This window comes from Mycobacterium sp. UM_CSW, from assembly GCF_000455205.1.
Taxonomy (GTDB): Bacteria; Actinomycetota; Actinomycetes; order Mycobacteriales; family Mycobacteriaceae; genus Mycobacterium.
On the sequence record NZ_AUWQ01000006.1, the window covers coordinates 26,569 to 40,135 of the forward strand.

At 67.5% G+C, this 13,567-nt stretch carries 17 protein-coding genes; 7 read left to right on the plus strand and 10 right to left on the minus strand.

Features of this window, described 5'->3' with window-relative positions:
* Nucleotides 1-113: 113 nt before the first annotated feature.
* Entirely contained in the window at nucleotides 114-317 is a 204-nt protein-coding gene (locus N415_RS03045) for a hypothetical protein (RefSeq protein ID WP_068177107.1), read from the plus strand.
* A gap of 241 nt (nucleotides 318-558) precedes the next feature.
* Nucleotides 559-2,037 carry a PE family protein gene (locus tag N415_RS03050; protein WP_068177109.1) on the plus strand — a complete coding sequence of 493 codons (1,479 nt, stop codon included), beginning with the start codon at nucleotides 559-561 and terminating at the stop codon, nucleotides 2,035-2,037.
* An 18-nt stretch (nucleotides 2,038-2,055) separates the two neighbouring features.
* On the opposite strand, the gene N415_RS03055 is transcribed toward N415_RS03050, so the two are convergent.
* Complete coding sequence (locus N415_RS03055; RefSeq protein ID WP_068177111.1) at nucleotides 2,056-2,514, minus strand: limonene-1,2-epoxide hydrolase family protein; 459 nt, start codon at nucleotides 2,512-2,514, stop codon at nucleotides 2,056-2,058.
* A 63-nt stretch (nucleotides 2,515-2,577) separates the two neighbouring features.
* On the opposite strand from N415_RS03055, the gene N415_RS03060 reads away from it, so the two are divergent.
* The 3 genes from N415_RS03060 (at nucleotide 2,578) to N415_RS03070 (ending at nucleotide 4,089) form a co-directional block, all read left to right on the plus strand.
* Nucleotides 2,578-3,486 carry a dienelactone hydrolase family protein gene (locus N415_RS03060; RefSeq protein WP_068177113.1) on the plus strand — a complete coding sequence of 303 codons (909 nt, stop codon included), beginning with the start codon at nucleotides 2,578-2,580 and terminating at the stop codon, nucleotides 3,484-3,486.
* Nucleotides 3,487-3,497: 11 nt separating this feature from the next.
* Nucleotides 3,498-3,845 carry a hypothetical protein gene (locus N415_RS03065; protein ID WP_152531221.1) on the plus strand — a complete coding sequence of 116 codons (348 nt, stop codon included), beginning with the start codon at nucleotides 3,498-3,500 and terminating at the stop codon, nucleotides 3,843-3,845.
* A 61-nt stretch (nucleotides 3,846-3,906) separates the two neighbouring features.
* Nucleotides 3,907-4,089, plus strand: coding sequence for a hypothetical protein (locus tag N415_RS03070; RefSeq protein ID WP_068107652.1), 183 nt, complete (start codon nucleotides 3,907-3,909; stop codon nucleotides 4,087-4,089).
* 59 nt (nucleotides 4,090-4,148) lie between these two features.
* Here N415_RS03070 and N415_RS03075 read toward each other — a convergent pair whose 3' ends face one another.
* The 6 genes from N415_RS03075 to N415_RS03100 form a co-directional block, all read right to left on the minus strand.
* Nucleotides 4,149-5,474 carry a cytochrome P450 gene (locus N415_RS03075; RefSeq protein WP_068177117.1) on the minus strand — a complete coding sequence of 442 codons (1,326 nt, stop codon included), beginning with the start codon at nucleotides 5,472-5,474 and terminating at the stop codon, nucleotides 4,149-4,151.
* A 58-nt stretch (nucleotides 5,475-5,532) separates the two neighbouring features.
* A complete protein-coding gene (locus tag N415_RS03080; protein ID WP_068177119.1) occupies nucleotides 5,533-5,952 on the minus strand; it encodes a lipoprotein LpqH in 420 nt (139 codons plus the stop codon).
* A 13-nt stretch (nucleotides 5,953-5,965) separates the two neighbouring features.
* A complete protein-coding gene (locus N415_RS03085) occupies nucleotides 5,966-6,799 on the minus strand; it encodes an SDR family oxidoreductase (RefSeq protein WP_068177122.1) in 834 nt (277 codons plus the stop codon).
* A 6-nt stretch (nucleotides 6,800-6,805) separates the two neighbouring features.
* On the minus strand, nucleotides 6,806-7,279 hold the full coding sequence (locus N415_RS03090; RefSeq protein ID WP_193376394.1) for an SRPBCC family protein: 474 nt from the start codon (nucleotides 7,277-7,279) through the stop codon (nucleotides 6,806-6,808).
* A gap of 31 nt (nucleotides 7,280-7,310) precedes the next feature.
* Complete coding sequence (locus tag N415_RS03095; protein ID WP_068177125.1) at nucleotides 7,311-7,721, minus strand: transglycosylase family protein; 411 nt, start codon at nucleotides 7,719-7,721, stop codon at nucleotides 7,311-7,313.
* A gap of 131 nt (nucleotides 7,722-7,852) precedes the next feature.
* Entirely contained in the window at nucleotides 7,853-8,392 is a 540-nt protein-coding gene (locus N415_RS03100; protein ID WP_239645431.1) for a chorismate mutase, read from the minus strand.
* Between the two features lie 90 nt (nucleotides 8,393-8,482).
* On the opposite strand from N415_RS03100, the gene N415_RS03105 reads away from it, so the two are divergent.
* Nucleotides 8,483-9,064 (plus strand): hypothetical protein, encoded by a 582-nt coding sequence (locus N415_RS03105; protein ID WP_193376393.1) that lies wholly within the window; start codon nucleotides 8,483-8,485, stop codon nucleotides 9,062-9,064.
* Between the two features lie 61 nt (nucleotides 9,065-9,125).
* On the opposite strand, the gene N415_RS03110 is transcribed toward N415_RS03105, so the two are convergent.
* On the minus strand, nucleotides 9,126-10,115 hold the full coding sequence (locus tag N415_RS03110) for an alpha/beta hydrolase family protein (protein ID WP_068177129.1): 990 nt from the start codon (nucleotides 10,113-10,115) through the stop codon (nucleotides 9,126-9,128).
* Between the two features lie 715 nt (nucleotides 10,116-10,830).
* Here N415_RS03110 and N415_RS03115 point away from each other — a divergent pair.
* On the plus strand, nucleotides 10,831-11,958 hold the full coding sequence (locus N415_RS03115; protein ID WP_068177130.1) for a hypothetical protein: 1,128 nt from the start codon (nucleotides 10,831-10,833) through the stop codon (nucleotides 11,956-11,958).
* 14 nt (nucleotides 11,959-11,972) lie between these two features.
* On the opposite strand, the gene N415_RS03120 is transcribed toward N415_RS03115, so the two are convergent.
* Together N415_RS03120 and N415_RS03125 are read right to left on the minus strand one after the other, a co-directional pair.
* Nucleotides 11,973-12,512: a YceI family protein gene (locus tag N415_RS03120; RefSeq protein WP_068177139.1), complete on the minus strand. Its 540-nt coding sequence runs from the start codon at nucleotides 12,510-12,512 to the stop codon at nucleotides 11,973-11,975.
* Nucleotides 12,513-12,534: 22 nt separating this feature from the next.
* Nucleotides 12,535-13,548, minus strand: a complete 1,014-nt coding sequence (locus N415_RS03125) for an alcohol dehydrogenase catalytic domain-containing protein (protein ID WP_068177132.1) — start codon at nucleotides 13,546-13,548, stop codon at nucleotides 12,535-12,537.
* Nucleotides 13,549-13,567: the final 19 nt, after the last annotated feature.

Genomic DNA, 13,567 nt, shown 5'->3' on the forward strand with positions numbered 1-13,567 from the left:
CGGGTTCATTCTCCCTCGGCGATCGGCGTTGCCGGCGCCATCATGCTTGTCTAACATGTGTTGAATAGGCTTGACTACTGGTAGGAGCCAGCCACGACCCGAAGGCATCCGCCATGCTGCACTTACTGCCCAAATTCCACGCGCAATCCGAATCTCCGGCGTCGGACGCCGGGCCCCATCACCACTGGCCGGGCGCGGCGGTAATCGCGGCGATCGGGCACATTCACGTCGAGCTGCCCGAGCCGCGGACCTACCCGCTGCATGAGCGCCGTTTTCTCGAGGACGAGCTGATGTCCCGCCTCATGGAGCACCTTTGACGGGTGCCATCCCACGGCGGCCGCGGGCGCGACCGGCCTCCGATGACGAATCCTTACGTGCGGTAACCATTTTCGACGACGGGCCGCTTCAGCGGCTCCGCCTGTCCCAATGCAAACCGCAACAGCCGTCTAGGTCCTGACGCCGGGGTGAATGTTTGGTTGAAACGCCCACTGCCCGGGTGCGACGGCGATAAAGTGCCGTCCGCCGGGGGGATTGTTGATATCGAGCAGGAGCACAACGATGTCCTATCTGGTGGCGGCCCCGGAGTTTCTCGCGTCGGCGGCAACGGATCTGTCCAACATCGGTTCGGCCCTCACCGCCGCCAACGCGACGGCCGCTGCCCCCACTAGCGGGGTGCTGGCAGCGGCCGAGGATGAGGTGTCGGCGGCCATAGCGGCGCTGTTCTCCGCCCACGGCCAGGGCTTTCAGACAGTGAGCGCCCAGGCGGCGGCGTTCCACGCCCAGTTCGCGCAGGCCCTGAACGGGTCCGGGATCACCTACGCCATGGCCGAGGCGACGAATGCCGCGCCGTTGCAGGCGCTGCAGCAAGGCCTGGTGGCTGCCGCCCCAACCTTCGACCTGGGTCTGGGTAACCGGGGCACCAACAATGTGGGCAACGGAAACACCGGCAACTCCAACCTCGGCACCGGGAACACCGGCGACAGGAACATCGGCGGCGGGAACGGCAACGCTCTGCACCCCAGCGTTGGCAACGTCGGCAGCGGAAACACCGGCAACCTCAACTTCGGCAGCGGCAACACCGGCAGCCTCAACGTCGGCTTCGGGAACACCAACTCCGACTTCACAACGCCACCGGGTAGCCCGTTGAGCAACATAGGGTTTGGGAACACCGGCAACGCCAACTGGGGAATCGGAAACAACGGCAACTCCAACGTCGGCGCCGGGAACAACGGCTTCGGCAACACGGGCGCCGGCAACACTGGCAACGCCAACATCGGCCTCGGGCTCACCGGCGACAACGAGATCGGCGTGGGCGATACCTACTACAACTACGTGACCGGCCAGTTCCACCTCGGCGGGCTGAACTCGGGCAGCGGCAACATCGGCATCGGGAACTCCGGTACCGGCAATATTGGTTTCTTCAACTCCGGTAACGGCAACATCGGCATCCTCAACGCCGCCGTCAATGTGCCGGGCGCCCATGGCAACTTCGGCATCGGGAACTCTGGCGTGGGGAACGTCGGGTTTGGGAACTCGGGCACGGCCAACTTCGGATTCGCCAACTCGGGAGCGCTGAACACCGGGTTCTTCAACTCAGGTCAGTTGGACACCGGCTTCGGTAACGCGGGCGGCACCCTGGACACGGGCGGCAACACGGGTTTCTGGAACTCGGGCACCACGAACACCGGATGGGGGAATTCGGGCAACGTCAACACGGGCATCTGGAATTCGGGCAACGTCAACACCGGCCTCGGGCTGACCGGTGACAGCGGCCAGACCACATCGGGCTTCGGCAACACCGGCTTCGACGTTTCGGGCTTTGGCAACACGGCTAGTGGCGGCACCACAGCCGACGGCTTCATGTCGGGATTTGGAAACAGGGCCTACGGCAGCACCGTGAATGCCTTCGTCTCGGGCTTCTTCAACGCCGGCGTCCCGAGCGCCCTGAACCCGGGCATATCCGGTCAGGTGTCGGGCCTGTTGAACACCGGCAATCTAATCGCGGGCTTCTTTGGCCTGAGCAACTTCTTCAAGTAGCGCGCGGCGGCGCGGTCCTCAGACCCAGGCGGACGCGTCGAAAACCCAGCTGGTGTCGGCGCTCGCCAAGTTCTCGAAGTGGTTGGGTGGTGCGAAGCCGACCAGGCTTTGCATGTCCCAGTAGTCCTTCCACACGGTGATCTTGCCGTCCTCGACCTTGTGGACGGTGACGAACCTGAGCACGCCCCGCTCGCCCGACGCGAAAGTCCAAGTCTCCGAATGCTCGTAGATGACGTCGGAGCCGTTGGACACCAGCACGCCGTCGTGGTTCTCGTAGCCCGCCAGCGGCTCGAGCCCGATCTTGAGCCGTTTCACGATGTCGTCCGGGCCGCGCGCCGCCAACGCGGGCACCGGCATGTCGACGTAGAGACAGTCGTCGCTCAGGAACGTCTTGACCGCATCCCAGTCTCGCCGCGACAGTGCCTGCCACATCCCGACCACGACGTCCTGGACCGCGGCCTCAGAAACTTCCGTCATAGCGGCAAATAAACCGGGTTACCGGACACGTGTCAACCATCGGCTTTGGGCATACTCGCCAGGGTGACCACGCTGCGCCGCTACTTAGCGGAGGAGATCGCGACCGACCACGTCGACGGCCTGGTGACCCGCCGCGAAACCCTGCGGCGCCTGGCCCTGCTCGGTCTTGGGACCGCGGCCGCCGGCGAGCTCATCTCGGCCTGCTCCGCGAAAAACCCTGCGGGAGCGCCCAGGTCCGCGCCCGAAAGTTCAACCGGCTCAGCGCAACCACCCGGCGCGGCCAACACGCGGCCGACCACGCCGATCACCTGGGCCGGGCCCGAGGGGCAGCTGCAGGGGGCGTGGGCCCAGGCCGCCGATTCCAAGGGGTGCGTCCTGGTCATTCACGAGAACAAGGGCCTGACCGACTGGGTGCGCTCGGTGGCCGGGCGGCTCGCCGGGGCCGGCTATTCGGCGCTCGCCATCGACCTGTTGTCGGAGGAGGGCGGCACCGCCGCCTTCCAGGACCCGGCGCAGGCCACCGCAGCGTTGGGCGGCATCCCCCCGGAACGGTTCACCCGCGACCTGAATTCCGGTGTCGCGGAACTGAAGCGGCGCGCCCCCGGCCAGAAGGTTGGCGTGGTGGGGTTCTGCTTCGGTGGGGGATTGGTGTGGCAACTGCTGGCCTCCGGCGTGCCGGGGGTGTCGGCCGCGGTCCCGTTCTACGGGCCGTTGCCGGCCAACCCGGACTTCGCCGGATCCAGGGCCGCCGTGCTGGCGATCTACGGAGCTCTGGACGCGCGGGTCACCGGGACACAGGCCGCCGCGAAAGCCGCGCTCGACCGCGCCGGGTTGGTCAACGAGATCGTCGTCGAGCCCGGCGCGGACCATGCCTTCCTCAACGACACCGGTCCGCGCTACAACGCCACCGCCGCGCCCGACGCGTGGCAGCGGCTGCTCGATTGGTTCGGCCGCTACCTGGCCGGACAATGAGCCGCCGCTCGATGAGCACGCGGGCCAAGGTGCTGATCGGGATCGCGCTGGTCGGAATGCTGGCCGGCGCGGGCGGGGCGCTCGCCCGCGGGTTCTGGGGGACCAGCGAGGATTGCCATGACTGGGTGAACACCCACGGCTACGAATTGGTGCGCAACGACTGGTGGGCCAAGACCCATGGCTGCGTCGCCAGGACACCCACCGGCGCCGAGGTCGCCCACGACGAGGACTTCCGCAACAAGGCGATCGGATGGGCTTGGCAGTTCGGCATTTTCGCGGCCGGCACGTTGCCCGCGGTGATCATCGTCGCGTCGGGTGCGCTTCGCTGGCGAAGCGGCCTCGCGGGCGAGGACCCCTAACCGGTGGACCAACCGTGCACAAATCCCGCTGTTGGCTGCGGCTTTGCCGCATACTTGCGTCGTGACATCGCAGCGCGATACCTCCGAGGAGATCGGGGCCGATCCGGTCGACGGCCTGCTGACCCGGCGCGAAGCCATCCGAAGGCTGACGCTCGTCGCCGTGACGGCGGCCCCCACCACGCTCATCGCGGCCTGTTCCGGCAACAGGAGCTGGCCCGGCCGGCGGCGGCGGCGCCGCCGCTAGCCCACTGCTCGAATCGTGGCGACCCGCAGCGCCCGGCTTCGCCGCGCTTGCGATCGCCACTAGGCGTCCACCTGCGCCATCGACCGTGCCGGCCCAAGGACCACCGGCAGCGTCGACCAACCGCGCAGCACCCGCGTGTCCCGCCGACTTCCGGTGCCGGCCGCCCGCACTTCCGGAAAACGGTCGAAGAACGTCCGCAGCCCGACTTCCCCCTCGGCACGCGCCAGCGCGGCCCCCAGGCAGAAGTGGCGTCCCCCGGAGAACGCGAGATGCCTTCCGGCATTTGGTCTTTCGATGTCGAAGCGGTCGGGGTCGGGGAACACTGACGGATCCCGGTTGGCGGCGGCCAGGTATATCACCACCAACTCGTCGCGTTTGATCCGCATGCCGGCCACGTCGACGTCGCGCAGCGCCACCCGCGCGGTGAGCTGCACCGGCGAGTCGAGGCGCAGGATCTCCTCAACTGCGTTGGGCCACAACTCGGGTCGGCGACGCAACGTGTCCAGATGCTCGGGTGTGTCCAGCAGCATCCGGATTCCGTTGCCCAGCAGGTTCACCGTGGTCTCGAAGCCCGCGGCCAACACCAGGCCGGCGATGCCCTGAAGTTCGTCGGGGTCGAGATGCGTTTCGGCGGAGCCACTTTCGGCGGTTTGGATCAGCTGGCTCATCAGGTTGTCACTGGGGGCGCGCCGCAGCTCGCGCAGGTGATCGGCGAGCCAGGCGTTGAACCCGACGATCCCCTTCTGCACGGTGCGGTATTGCCACCAGGGCAGGCCGATGTCCAGGCTCGGCGCGGCGAGTTCGCCGAATTCCAGGACCCGGGGCCGGTCTCGCTCGGGGACTCCCAAGATGTCGCTGATGATCGCGACGGGGAGCTGCGAGCAGTATCGCCCGACGATGTCGACCACCCCGGGCTCGCCGGTCAGCCGATCCAACAGGTCGGTCGCGGTGTGCTCGACGTTGTCGCGCAGTGCGGCGACCGCCCTGGGCGTGAACACGGCCGACACCGTCTTGCGGTAGCGCGTGTGGTCCGGCGGCTCGACGGCCAGCAACGACGGCGCGCGCAGCGGATGCAGGAGATCGTCGTCGTTGGTGCGGCGTTCCACCCAACGCAGCGGCGCCGGCAGGTTCGAGCCCATGTTCACCACGCGGAAGTCGTCGGACCGCAGCAGCTCGTGGGCAAGGGCATGGTCGGTGGTCAGGTAGTTCACCCGGCCCTTCACCAGCGGCCCCTGGGCGCGCAGTTGCTCGTAAAACGGAACCGGGTCGTTGGCGATCGTCGGGTCGGCGATCAACCTGGACTGAAGGTCGCCCCGCCGCATGCCGATCGCCGCGACGCCCCGGATGAACCCGTGCATCACGAGCCAGTGCAATCTCTCCTTCACGGGGCCTCCATAGCCTCGGGTGGTCTGGACCCAGCCTAGGCGGAATTCGCGTGCCCGCTCAGCACTCGGCGATGATCTTGAAGTCGGTGGTCACCGTCTTGTTGGGGTCGCTGCTGCTGATGCCGTATGCGCTGCCGGTGATGGTGTAGGCGTTGTTGGTGAGGTCGGCGTGCGCGTCTCCGACCCCGCCCTGCCAGAAGCTACCGGTGAACCCGCCGAAGTTGCGGATCTTCACCCACTGCGGGATGGCCCGGTAGCCGCTGAGCATCACCACCGCCTCGACATGCGCATCGTGATCGGCGATGTCGAGGGTCCGATAGGACTGGGTCTGGTGGCACGCGGCAGGACGCGTCGTCTGGGTGGCGCCCCCGACGGTCACCCGGGCGGCTTTGCGGGGCACCGTCTGCGGCTGCCCGCAACCCGCCACACCGGCCCCCGCGATCAGCACCAAAACGGCTGCGATCCAACGGTTTCGCACCCTGCCATCCCCCTCACTGCTGCTTCGGCATCAGCGCCGGCAGGGCCTTGACGATGCGGCCCCGCACCAACTCCGGACTCAGACCCTTGAGCAGGTCAATCACGCGAATACTCTTGGGCACGTACCAATGCAGCCGCTTCGGGTTGTGATAGGCCTGCCAGGCCGCCTCCGCGACGCTGCTCGCCGGCATCAGCCGCATCATGCCCTTCTTCGGCGCACTGGCGCGGACGTCCTCGCCGGACATCGCCCGCCCGCCGTCGTCCGAGTGGTTGGTGGTCGTGGTGAGGATGGCGGTGTCGATCAGACCCGGCAACACGTCGGCCACGCGCACCCCGTGCCGTTGCCATTCCACGCTGAGTGCCTCGGTCAACCCTTTGACCGCGTGCTTGGTCGACGAGTAGACCGCTATGCGCGGCATCCCGTAGGTGCCCGCGGACGACGACGTCGAGAACATCAGGCTGCCGGGGCGCTTCTTCAGGTAGGGCAGCGCGACGTAAGCGCCGGTCAGCACCGCCTTGTAGTTCACCTCGACGACGCGCATCGCGGCCTCGTACGGCACGTCCTCGAACCAGCCCGATTCGCCGATGCCGGCGTTGTTCCACATCATGTCGAGCCCGCCGTCGGGGTTGCCGGCGCAGAAGTCGGCCAGCGCAGCCTCGAACGCGGCCTTATCCGTGACGTCGACGGCACGCGTCCACAGCCGGTCATCACCCAGCTCTCCCCGCAGCGTCGTCAGGCCGGCCTCGTTGCGGTCCACCGCTCCGACGCGCCAGCCGTTGGCGTGGAAAAGCTTCGTTCCCTCGCGGCCCATGCCGCTGCCCGCGCCGGTGATGAAGACCGATTTCACGCCGAGTCAGCCCGCCTCGACCACGTCTTTGATCCGGTTGAGGGTCTTGGTCATATCGCGGATGTTGCGTCGCCTGCGCAGGAATCCGCCCAACAACCAGTAGATGCCCAGCCACGGCGCGGGATTGAGCCGAAACGACTCGGTCACGTCGGTGCCGCCGCCGCTGGGCGCCAACCGGTAGTGCCAGTTGTTCACGGCCCGGTCGCCGAGCATTACCGCGAACCCGAATTCGCGGCCGGGCTCGCATGCGGTGACCTTGCACGTCGTCCAGTAGACCGGTCCCATCTCGTTTCGCTTGACATGGCCGCGAAACTGGGCGCCGAGCGCGGGGCCGGTCGCGTCGCCCAGCCACTCCGCCTCGAACACCTCCGGGGAGAACCGTCCCGTGTTGCGAACCTCCGCAATGAGATCCCAGATCTTGTCCGCGGGCGCCGCCATGTGAACAGTCGCCGAACCTTCCATGCGCTGATCCAAACACAGCTTCGCCCCGGCTCATAGGGCGCAATATTCGTCAGTGCGGGACGGCCGCCTGGATAAGCCCGTTGATGATCTGTTTGATGCCCTGCGCGGGGTGCGTGTACATCGCGATCGGCAGGCCGGACGCCGAGCCGCACTTCGGCCACGGGTCGAGTCCGTCTTGCGCGAAAACCCGGTTGGCGACGGCGATCTGCTCTTCCCTGGACGCGGCCGCCGGATTGCCGACGCCGCCGTACTGGACCCAGGTGCCCGGCTTGAATTGCAGCCCACCGTATTCCCCGTTGCCGGTGTTGGCGTGCCAGTTGCCGCCGGATTCGCACTGGGCGACCGCGTCCCAGTTGGGGGCGCCGGGAGCGGCGCCTGCGACGCCGGAGGAACTCAGCGATGCTGCAACGAACCCGCCGATGATGGCGGACGTGATGAGAGGCTTGCAGAGTTTTCTCATGCCAGGCATTTCGCGGGGCGTGTCCGAAGCGTTACCGATTCGAAAAGGTGGCGAGATAAGCCGTCTAGCAGCGCAATTGGGCCCCTGAGCAGCGAAATCAGAGCTTTAGAGAATGGTGAGAATTAAATAAATTAGCCCTGGCAATACGATTTGGTCGCAAGCGAAAGGGCTTGCTGGTAAAGGCCGTCGAGTTGGCGGGCGCGGGCGACTTCGCTTCGCGCGGCGTCCAGGTCGGTGGCGCAGCCGGGGGAGTTCAACAGGTCCCAGCCGGCCACGATCGCAGTCAGCATCGTGTGGTTGAGGCCGTCGATCGTCGACCGCGACTCCGACAGGTCTGGCGCCGCGCCCGGCGCGTCCGCCGGGTTCAGCTTCCAGTCCGCGAACCGCGCGTACTCGATTGCCTCGGTTGCGTCGATCTGATCGCCGAAGACGCGGGTGACGTAATTCGGGTCGACGCGCGCGGCGCTCGCCTCGGCGCCCAGTTTGGCGAGCTCCTGCTGGACCCGACCCGGGTCCTCGATGGCGCCGCCCGTCTTCCACTTGAAGGCGGCCACCGGCTCGGCGACCTGGAGCCGCTGCGCGGCGGCGTCGACCAACCCGATCAACGGGCCGGCGGCGTCGCCCCGGGCGACCGGCGCCGCGCACACCAGGATGGCCACGGTGCCGGGCAGCACGAGGCGCGCCACCGGGCGGTTGCGCCGCCCGCGAGCGACGGTCATGACCATGGTTGAAGATTCTCTCCCGAGTTAGCCTGGGCACTGATGTCGCAGGTGTCTCGCGGAGATTGGTTGCGCACGACACAGGTTCGCGCGCTGATCGCGGCCGCGCTGACGGCCTCGCTGCTCATGAGCGGGACCATCCTGCTGGTGGACAAGCTGCACACCACGCCCTCCGATGTTCTCGACCATCCCGCCAACCCGGTCAGCGACGATCAGTCGCAGGCCCAGGCGGTCGAGTCGGCCAGGCAAATCGTCACCCTGACCGGACTGCGGACGACGTCGGCGGGCTACACGTTGATGTCGTGCAAAAACCGCGACGACCCCCCGTACCAGGGCGCGATCTACCTGACCTTCGCGCTGCCCGCCGACACGCAAGCCGAGACCTACTTCCCGGGCCTCGCCGCGACGCTCGTCGGCCACGGCTGGACCGAGGGCCTACCACCCAACGATCACGTGTTCGCCCGGTCCCTCACCAAGGATGCCGTCACGGCGATCGTGTATCGGCAGACCGAGGCCCCCGACGTGGGGGTCCTGCGCGTCTACGGCCAGTGCCGAAACATGAACAACCACCGCACCGACGTGACCGCGTGGACCGACGTCACCGACCGATTCAAGGCCCCCTGACGCGCTACTGCGCCTGACGTCGTCGTCAAGCGCAGTAGCGGAATTTCTGGCAGGTCAGGTGTTATCCACCGCCGCCGGGGGTCGCGCCCAGGCTGCTCTGCAAGTCGGGCTTCATCGCGTTGAGCTGCGCTCCCCAGTACTCCCAGCTGTGCGTTCCGTAGGGCGGGAAGTTGAAGACGGCGTTGTGGCCGCCCGCAGCGTTGTAGGCGTCTTGGAACTTCTTGTTGACGCCGATCATGAAGTTGCTCTCGAGGAACGTGGCCGGCAAGTTGGCGCCGCCCAGTTCGTTCGGGGTCCCGTTACCGCAGTAGACCCAGAGCCGGGTGTTGTGTTCGACGAGCAGGTTGACGTTGACCAACGGGTCGTTGCGTTGCCACGCGGGGTCGTTGTCCGGCCCCCACATGTCTTCCTTCTTGTAGCCGCCGGCATCGCCCATCGCCAGGCCTATCCAGCCCTGCCCGGTGGACGGGCTGAGGTAGCCGGACAGCGAACCGGCGTAGACGAACTGGCCCGGGTGGTAGTTCGCGAGGTTCATCGCCGATGCACCGGCCATCGAGATGCCGACCGCGGCGCTACCGGTCGCCTTGACGCTCCGCTGCGACGACAGGTAGCCGGGCAGCTCGCTGGTCAGGAACGTCTCCCACTTGTAAGTCGAGCAGCCGGCCTTCCCACACGCCGGGCGGTACCAGTCGGTGTAGAAGCTGGACTGCCCACCGACCGGCATGACGACCGAGAGGCCCGACTTGTAGTACCACTCGAAAGCGGGCGTGTTGATGTCCCAGCCGTTGTAGTCGTCCTGGGCACGCAGGCCGTCGAGCAGGTACACCGCGGGCGAGCCGTCTCCGCCGCTCTGGAATTGCACCTTGATGTTGCGGCCCATTGAAGCCGACGGCACCTGAAGGTATTCGACGGGCAGACCCGGGCGGGAGAACGCCCCCGCGGTCGCCGACCCCCCCACAAGACCGATCAGGCCCGGGAGGGTGGCAGCCGCCGCCGCACCGACCAAAAGCCGGCGCCCCCAGGCCCGGATCTTCTCGCTCACGTCTGTCATACCTGCCCCTGTCCGTATCTGTGATCGCGATCTCAGGCAGGAATTTACCGGGTTATTAGACCAAATGTCGATCGGGACGCGTTGGTGTCTCAGTTTCATATCGGTTTTTGTCCGAATTTCGCAATGCGGATATGGCGATCGCGCGGGCCCAACTGCGGGAGCCCCGCGACCGCCGGTTCGCGGCCGTTGCGCCGCAAACCCCGAGGCAGCCGGCGCTGACGAGAGCGGAGAGCCAGGGGAGCGGGCGGTATCCGACTTAAGGGATCAGGCGCCCGCGATCGGAAATGGCCACGTCGGTTTCCACGTCGATTTCCAGCGGGTGCGTGTGACATACTCCCGAGCCGGTCCGGTGTGTCGGAGTTGGTCGCCCACGCGTTCGATTGCCGACAGCGAATGCTCGACGGCCGGGCCGCGATAATTTTTCGGGGCCGTAAATGGGCGGACCGGTTGAAACGCTGGGTGCCCGTCACCTGCCGTTTTCGCGGCCGGCTCGGGAGGGATCGCCGGGCTTGGCAGCGTTCGCGTGCGGGTTTGACGGGAATCTGAACCGGGGCGAGCCGAACTTGCGCGGACCGCGTAGGCTCTCACGGAGCAAGCCGATGGAGACCACGCAATCCCGGTCCGTTCCGGCCCTCATGAACCGCCGCACCAGCACTTTTTGCTGCGTGAGTGCGGCCGAGGGCTTCGGAGGTCCGGGACCGATTGAGGTGCAGACTTGGACACGGTACTGGGGCTATCGCTGACGCCGACCACCCTCGGGTGGGTCCTGGCCGAGGGACACGGCGCAGACGGCACGATCCTGGACCATCACGAGCTGAGCCTGCGCGCCGGCCGTGGCGCCCGAGCCCTGAGCACCGCGGAGCAAGTGGCGGACGAGGTATTGCGGGTGGATGCGCGCGCATCGGCCGGCGAACGGCGGGTGCGTGTCATCGGGCTCACCTGGAACGACGATGCGTCCGCGCAGGCGGCGCTGCTGTTGGAGGCCTTGACCGACGCCGGCTTCGACAACGTGGTGCCCGTCCGGCTGCTGGAGGCGGTCGAGACGCTGGCGCTCGCGATCGCCCCGGTCATCGGGTACGAGCAGACCGCCGTCTGCATCCTCGACCAGGACTGGGCCACCGTCGTCATGGTCGCCACCCACGAGGGCCAGACCCAGACGGCCGTCAAGCACGTGCGCGGCGGCTTCGACGGTCTGACTTCCTGGCTGAGCGGGATGTTCGAACGACCGACCGGCTGGCGGCCCGGCGGGGTGGTTGTCGTCGGCGGGGGCAGCGACGTCGACGGATTCTCCTGGCAGCTCGAAAAGACCTTGCCTGTACCGGTTTTCGCGCAGACGATGGCGCAGGTGACGGTGGCGCGCGGCGCCGCGCTGGCCGCGGCCCGCAGCACCGAGTTCACCGACGATCAACTGGTGGCGCACGTCGGTGAGCCCGCCGTCGCGCCCCGCGAACGGCCTCGCAGGCTGTCCTACGCCGGCGCCGTGACCGCGCTGGCCGCGGGAGCGATCACCTTCGTCTCGTCCGTCTCGCTCGCCCTGGGCATCCAGCTTGCCCCGGCCAGCGAGTCTGCGCCGGGCAAGCGGGTCGTGCACGCGCCGCCGCCGCAGATCGCCGAGGCCGTCGCGCCTGCCCCCGCTCCGCCCCCCGAGGCGGTATCGACGGCCCCGCAGTCGAAGACGCCCGCCGGCGAGCCGGTCACCGAGTCGGGGGCCGGAGGGGAGCAGCAAGGCACTCCCGGCGAGCAGCAACCGGACTCGAACGACCGTCAGCCGTACTTGACGCGGGTGCTCGAGCACATCCCCGGCGACGCCGGTGATGCGGCGCCGCACACCCCGACGCCGTAGCGCGGCGCCTGAACTCAGCCGTCCTTGGCGTGAACGGCACTGAACGACACCGTCACCTCGTCGTCGACCCGCACCGAGCCCATCAGCAGCGAGTAGGGCTTGATGCCGTAATCGGTTTGGCGAACCCGCGATTCGACGGTCATTCGCCACCGGTCGCCGAGATCCTCTGTGCGCAAATCGATCACGTGTTTTCGTGACTGCCCGCGGATGTGCAGCTTTCCGGTAAGGCGGTACCCGTCGCCGCTCTTCTCGATCGTGTCCGCGTTAAATCGGATCTCGGGATAACGGTTGGCGCCCAACGACTTCAGCGCGTTGGATTTCACCACCGCTTTTTCGGGCCCGGACAGCCCCTTGACCCCGCCCTCGCCGCGCAGCACCTCGAACGAATCGACGTCCACGGTCAGCTCGGCGGTGACCGGTTCGCCGGAGGCCCAGGCCACGGTGGCCTCCCAGCGCGTCATCGCGATGGTCAGCCGATGCCCCATTCGCGCCGCCCTGCCCGCGACGCCGGTGCGGACCAGCAACTCCCCGTCGGATGCGGTCAGGGTCCACAGGCCGGTCACAGCGCGCCCGCGGTCACATCGTCAAAACGGTGCGGTAGTGAGCGCGCCCCTGCTCCAAAGCCGCGTAGCCCTCGGCGGCCTGCGCCAGCGGTAGCTCCTCGATCCATGCCCTAACGCCCGACACAACGGCGAAATGCATAGTGTCTTCAACGTCTTTCGCGGTGCCGGAGGGATGTCCGACGATGCTGACCCCCGGTGTGATGAGCTGGATGGGACTGATCGGCAGCGGTTCAGGCGTGACGCCGATGGTGACGAGCTCGCCCTGCGGCGATATCCCGCCGACGGTTGCCGCCATCGCCGGCGAGTTGCCCGCGGTCGCCAGCACGACCGCCGCCCCGCCCAGGGCCTTGAGCGCTTCGGCGGGATCCGCGGCGGTGGAGTCGATGTAGTGGTGGGCACCCAACTTGCGGGCATCCTCCTCCTTGCCGGCGCCTCGGGCGATCGCGATGGTCTCGAAACCCATCGCCCGGGCGAACTGCACCCCGAGGTGACCGAGCCCGCCGACACCGAGGATGGCGACGCGGTCGCCGGGCAGCGCCTTGGTATGACGCAGCGCGTTGTAGGTGGTGACGCCGGCGCAGCCCATCGGCGCGGCTTCCGCGTCGGACAGCCCCGCCGGAATCCGGGCGAGCGCGCTGCCCGGGACGGTCACGGACTCCGCGTACCCGCCCGGATATTGGTAGCTCGGGACCTTACCATTCTCGCAATGAATGAAGTGGCCTTTCCGGCACTCGTCGCAGTGGTAGCAGCACCCGCCGAACCACCCGACCGCGACGCGATCGCCCACCTCGAAACCCTCGACACCCGAGCCGAGCTCGGCGATCGTTCCAGCGATTTCGTGCCCAGGCGTCAGCGGCCACGTCATGCCTGGAAAGCTGCCCGCGACAAAGTTTGCGTCCGTGCCGCAGATCCCGCACGCGGTGACCGTCAGCCGCGCCTCACCGGGGCCCGGCGGCTTGGTTTCGACATCGACCAGTTCTAGTGGTGCGCCCGCGGACTTGACGTGGACAGCTCGATGGGTAGCCATGCGTTTCTCCTATGTCAAG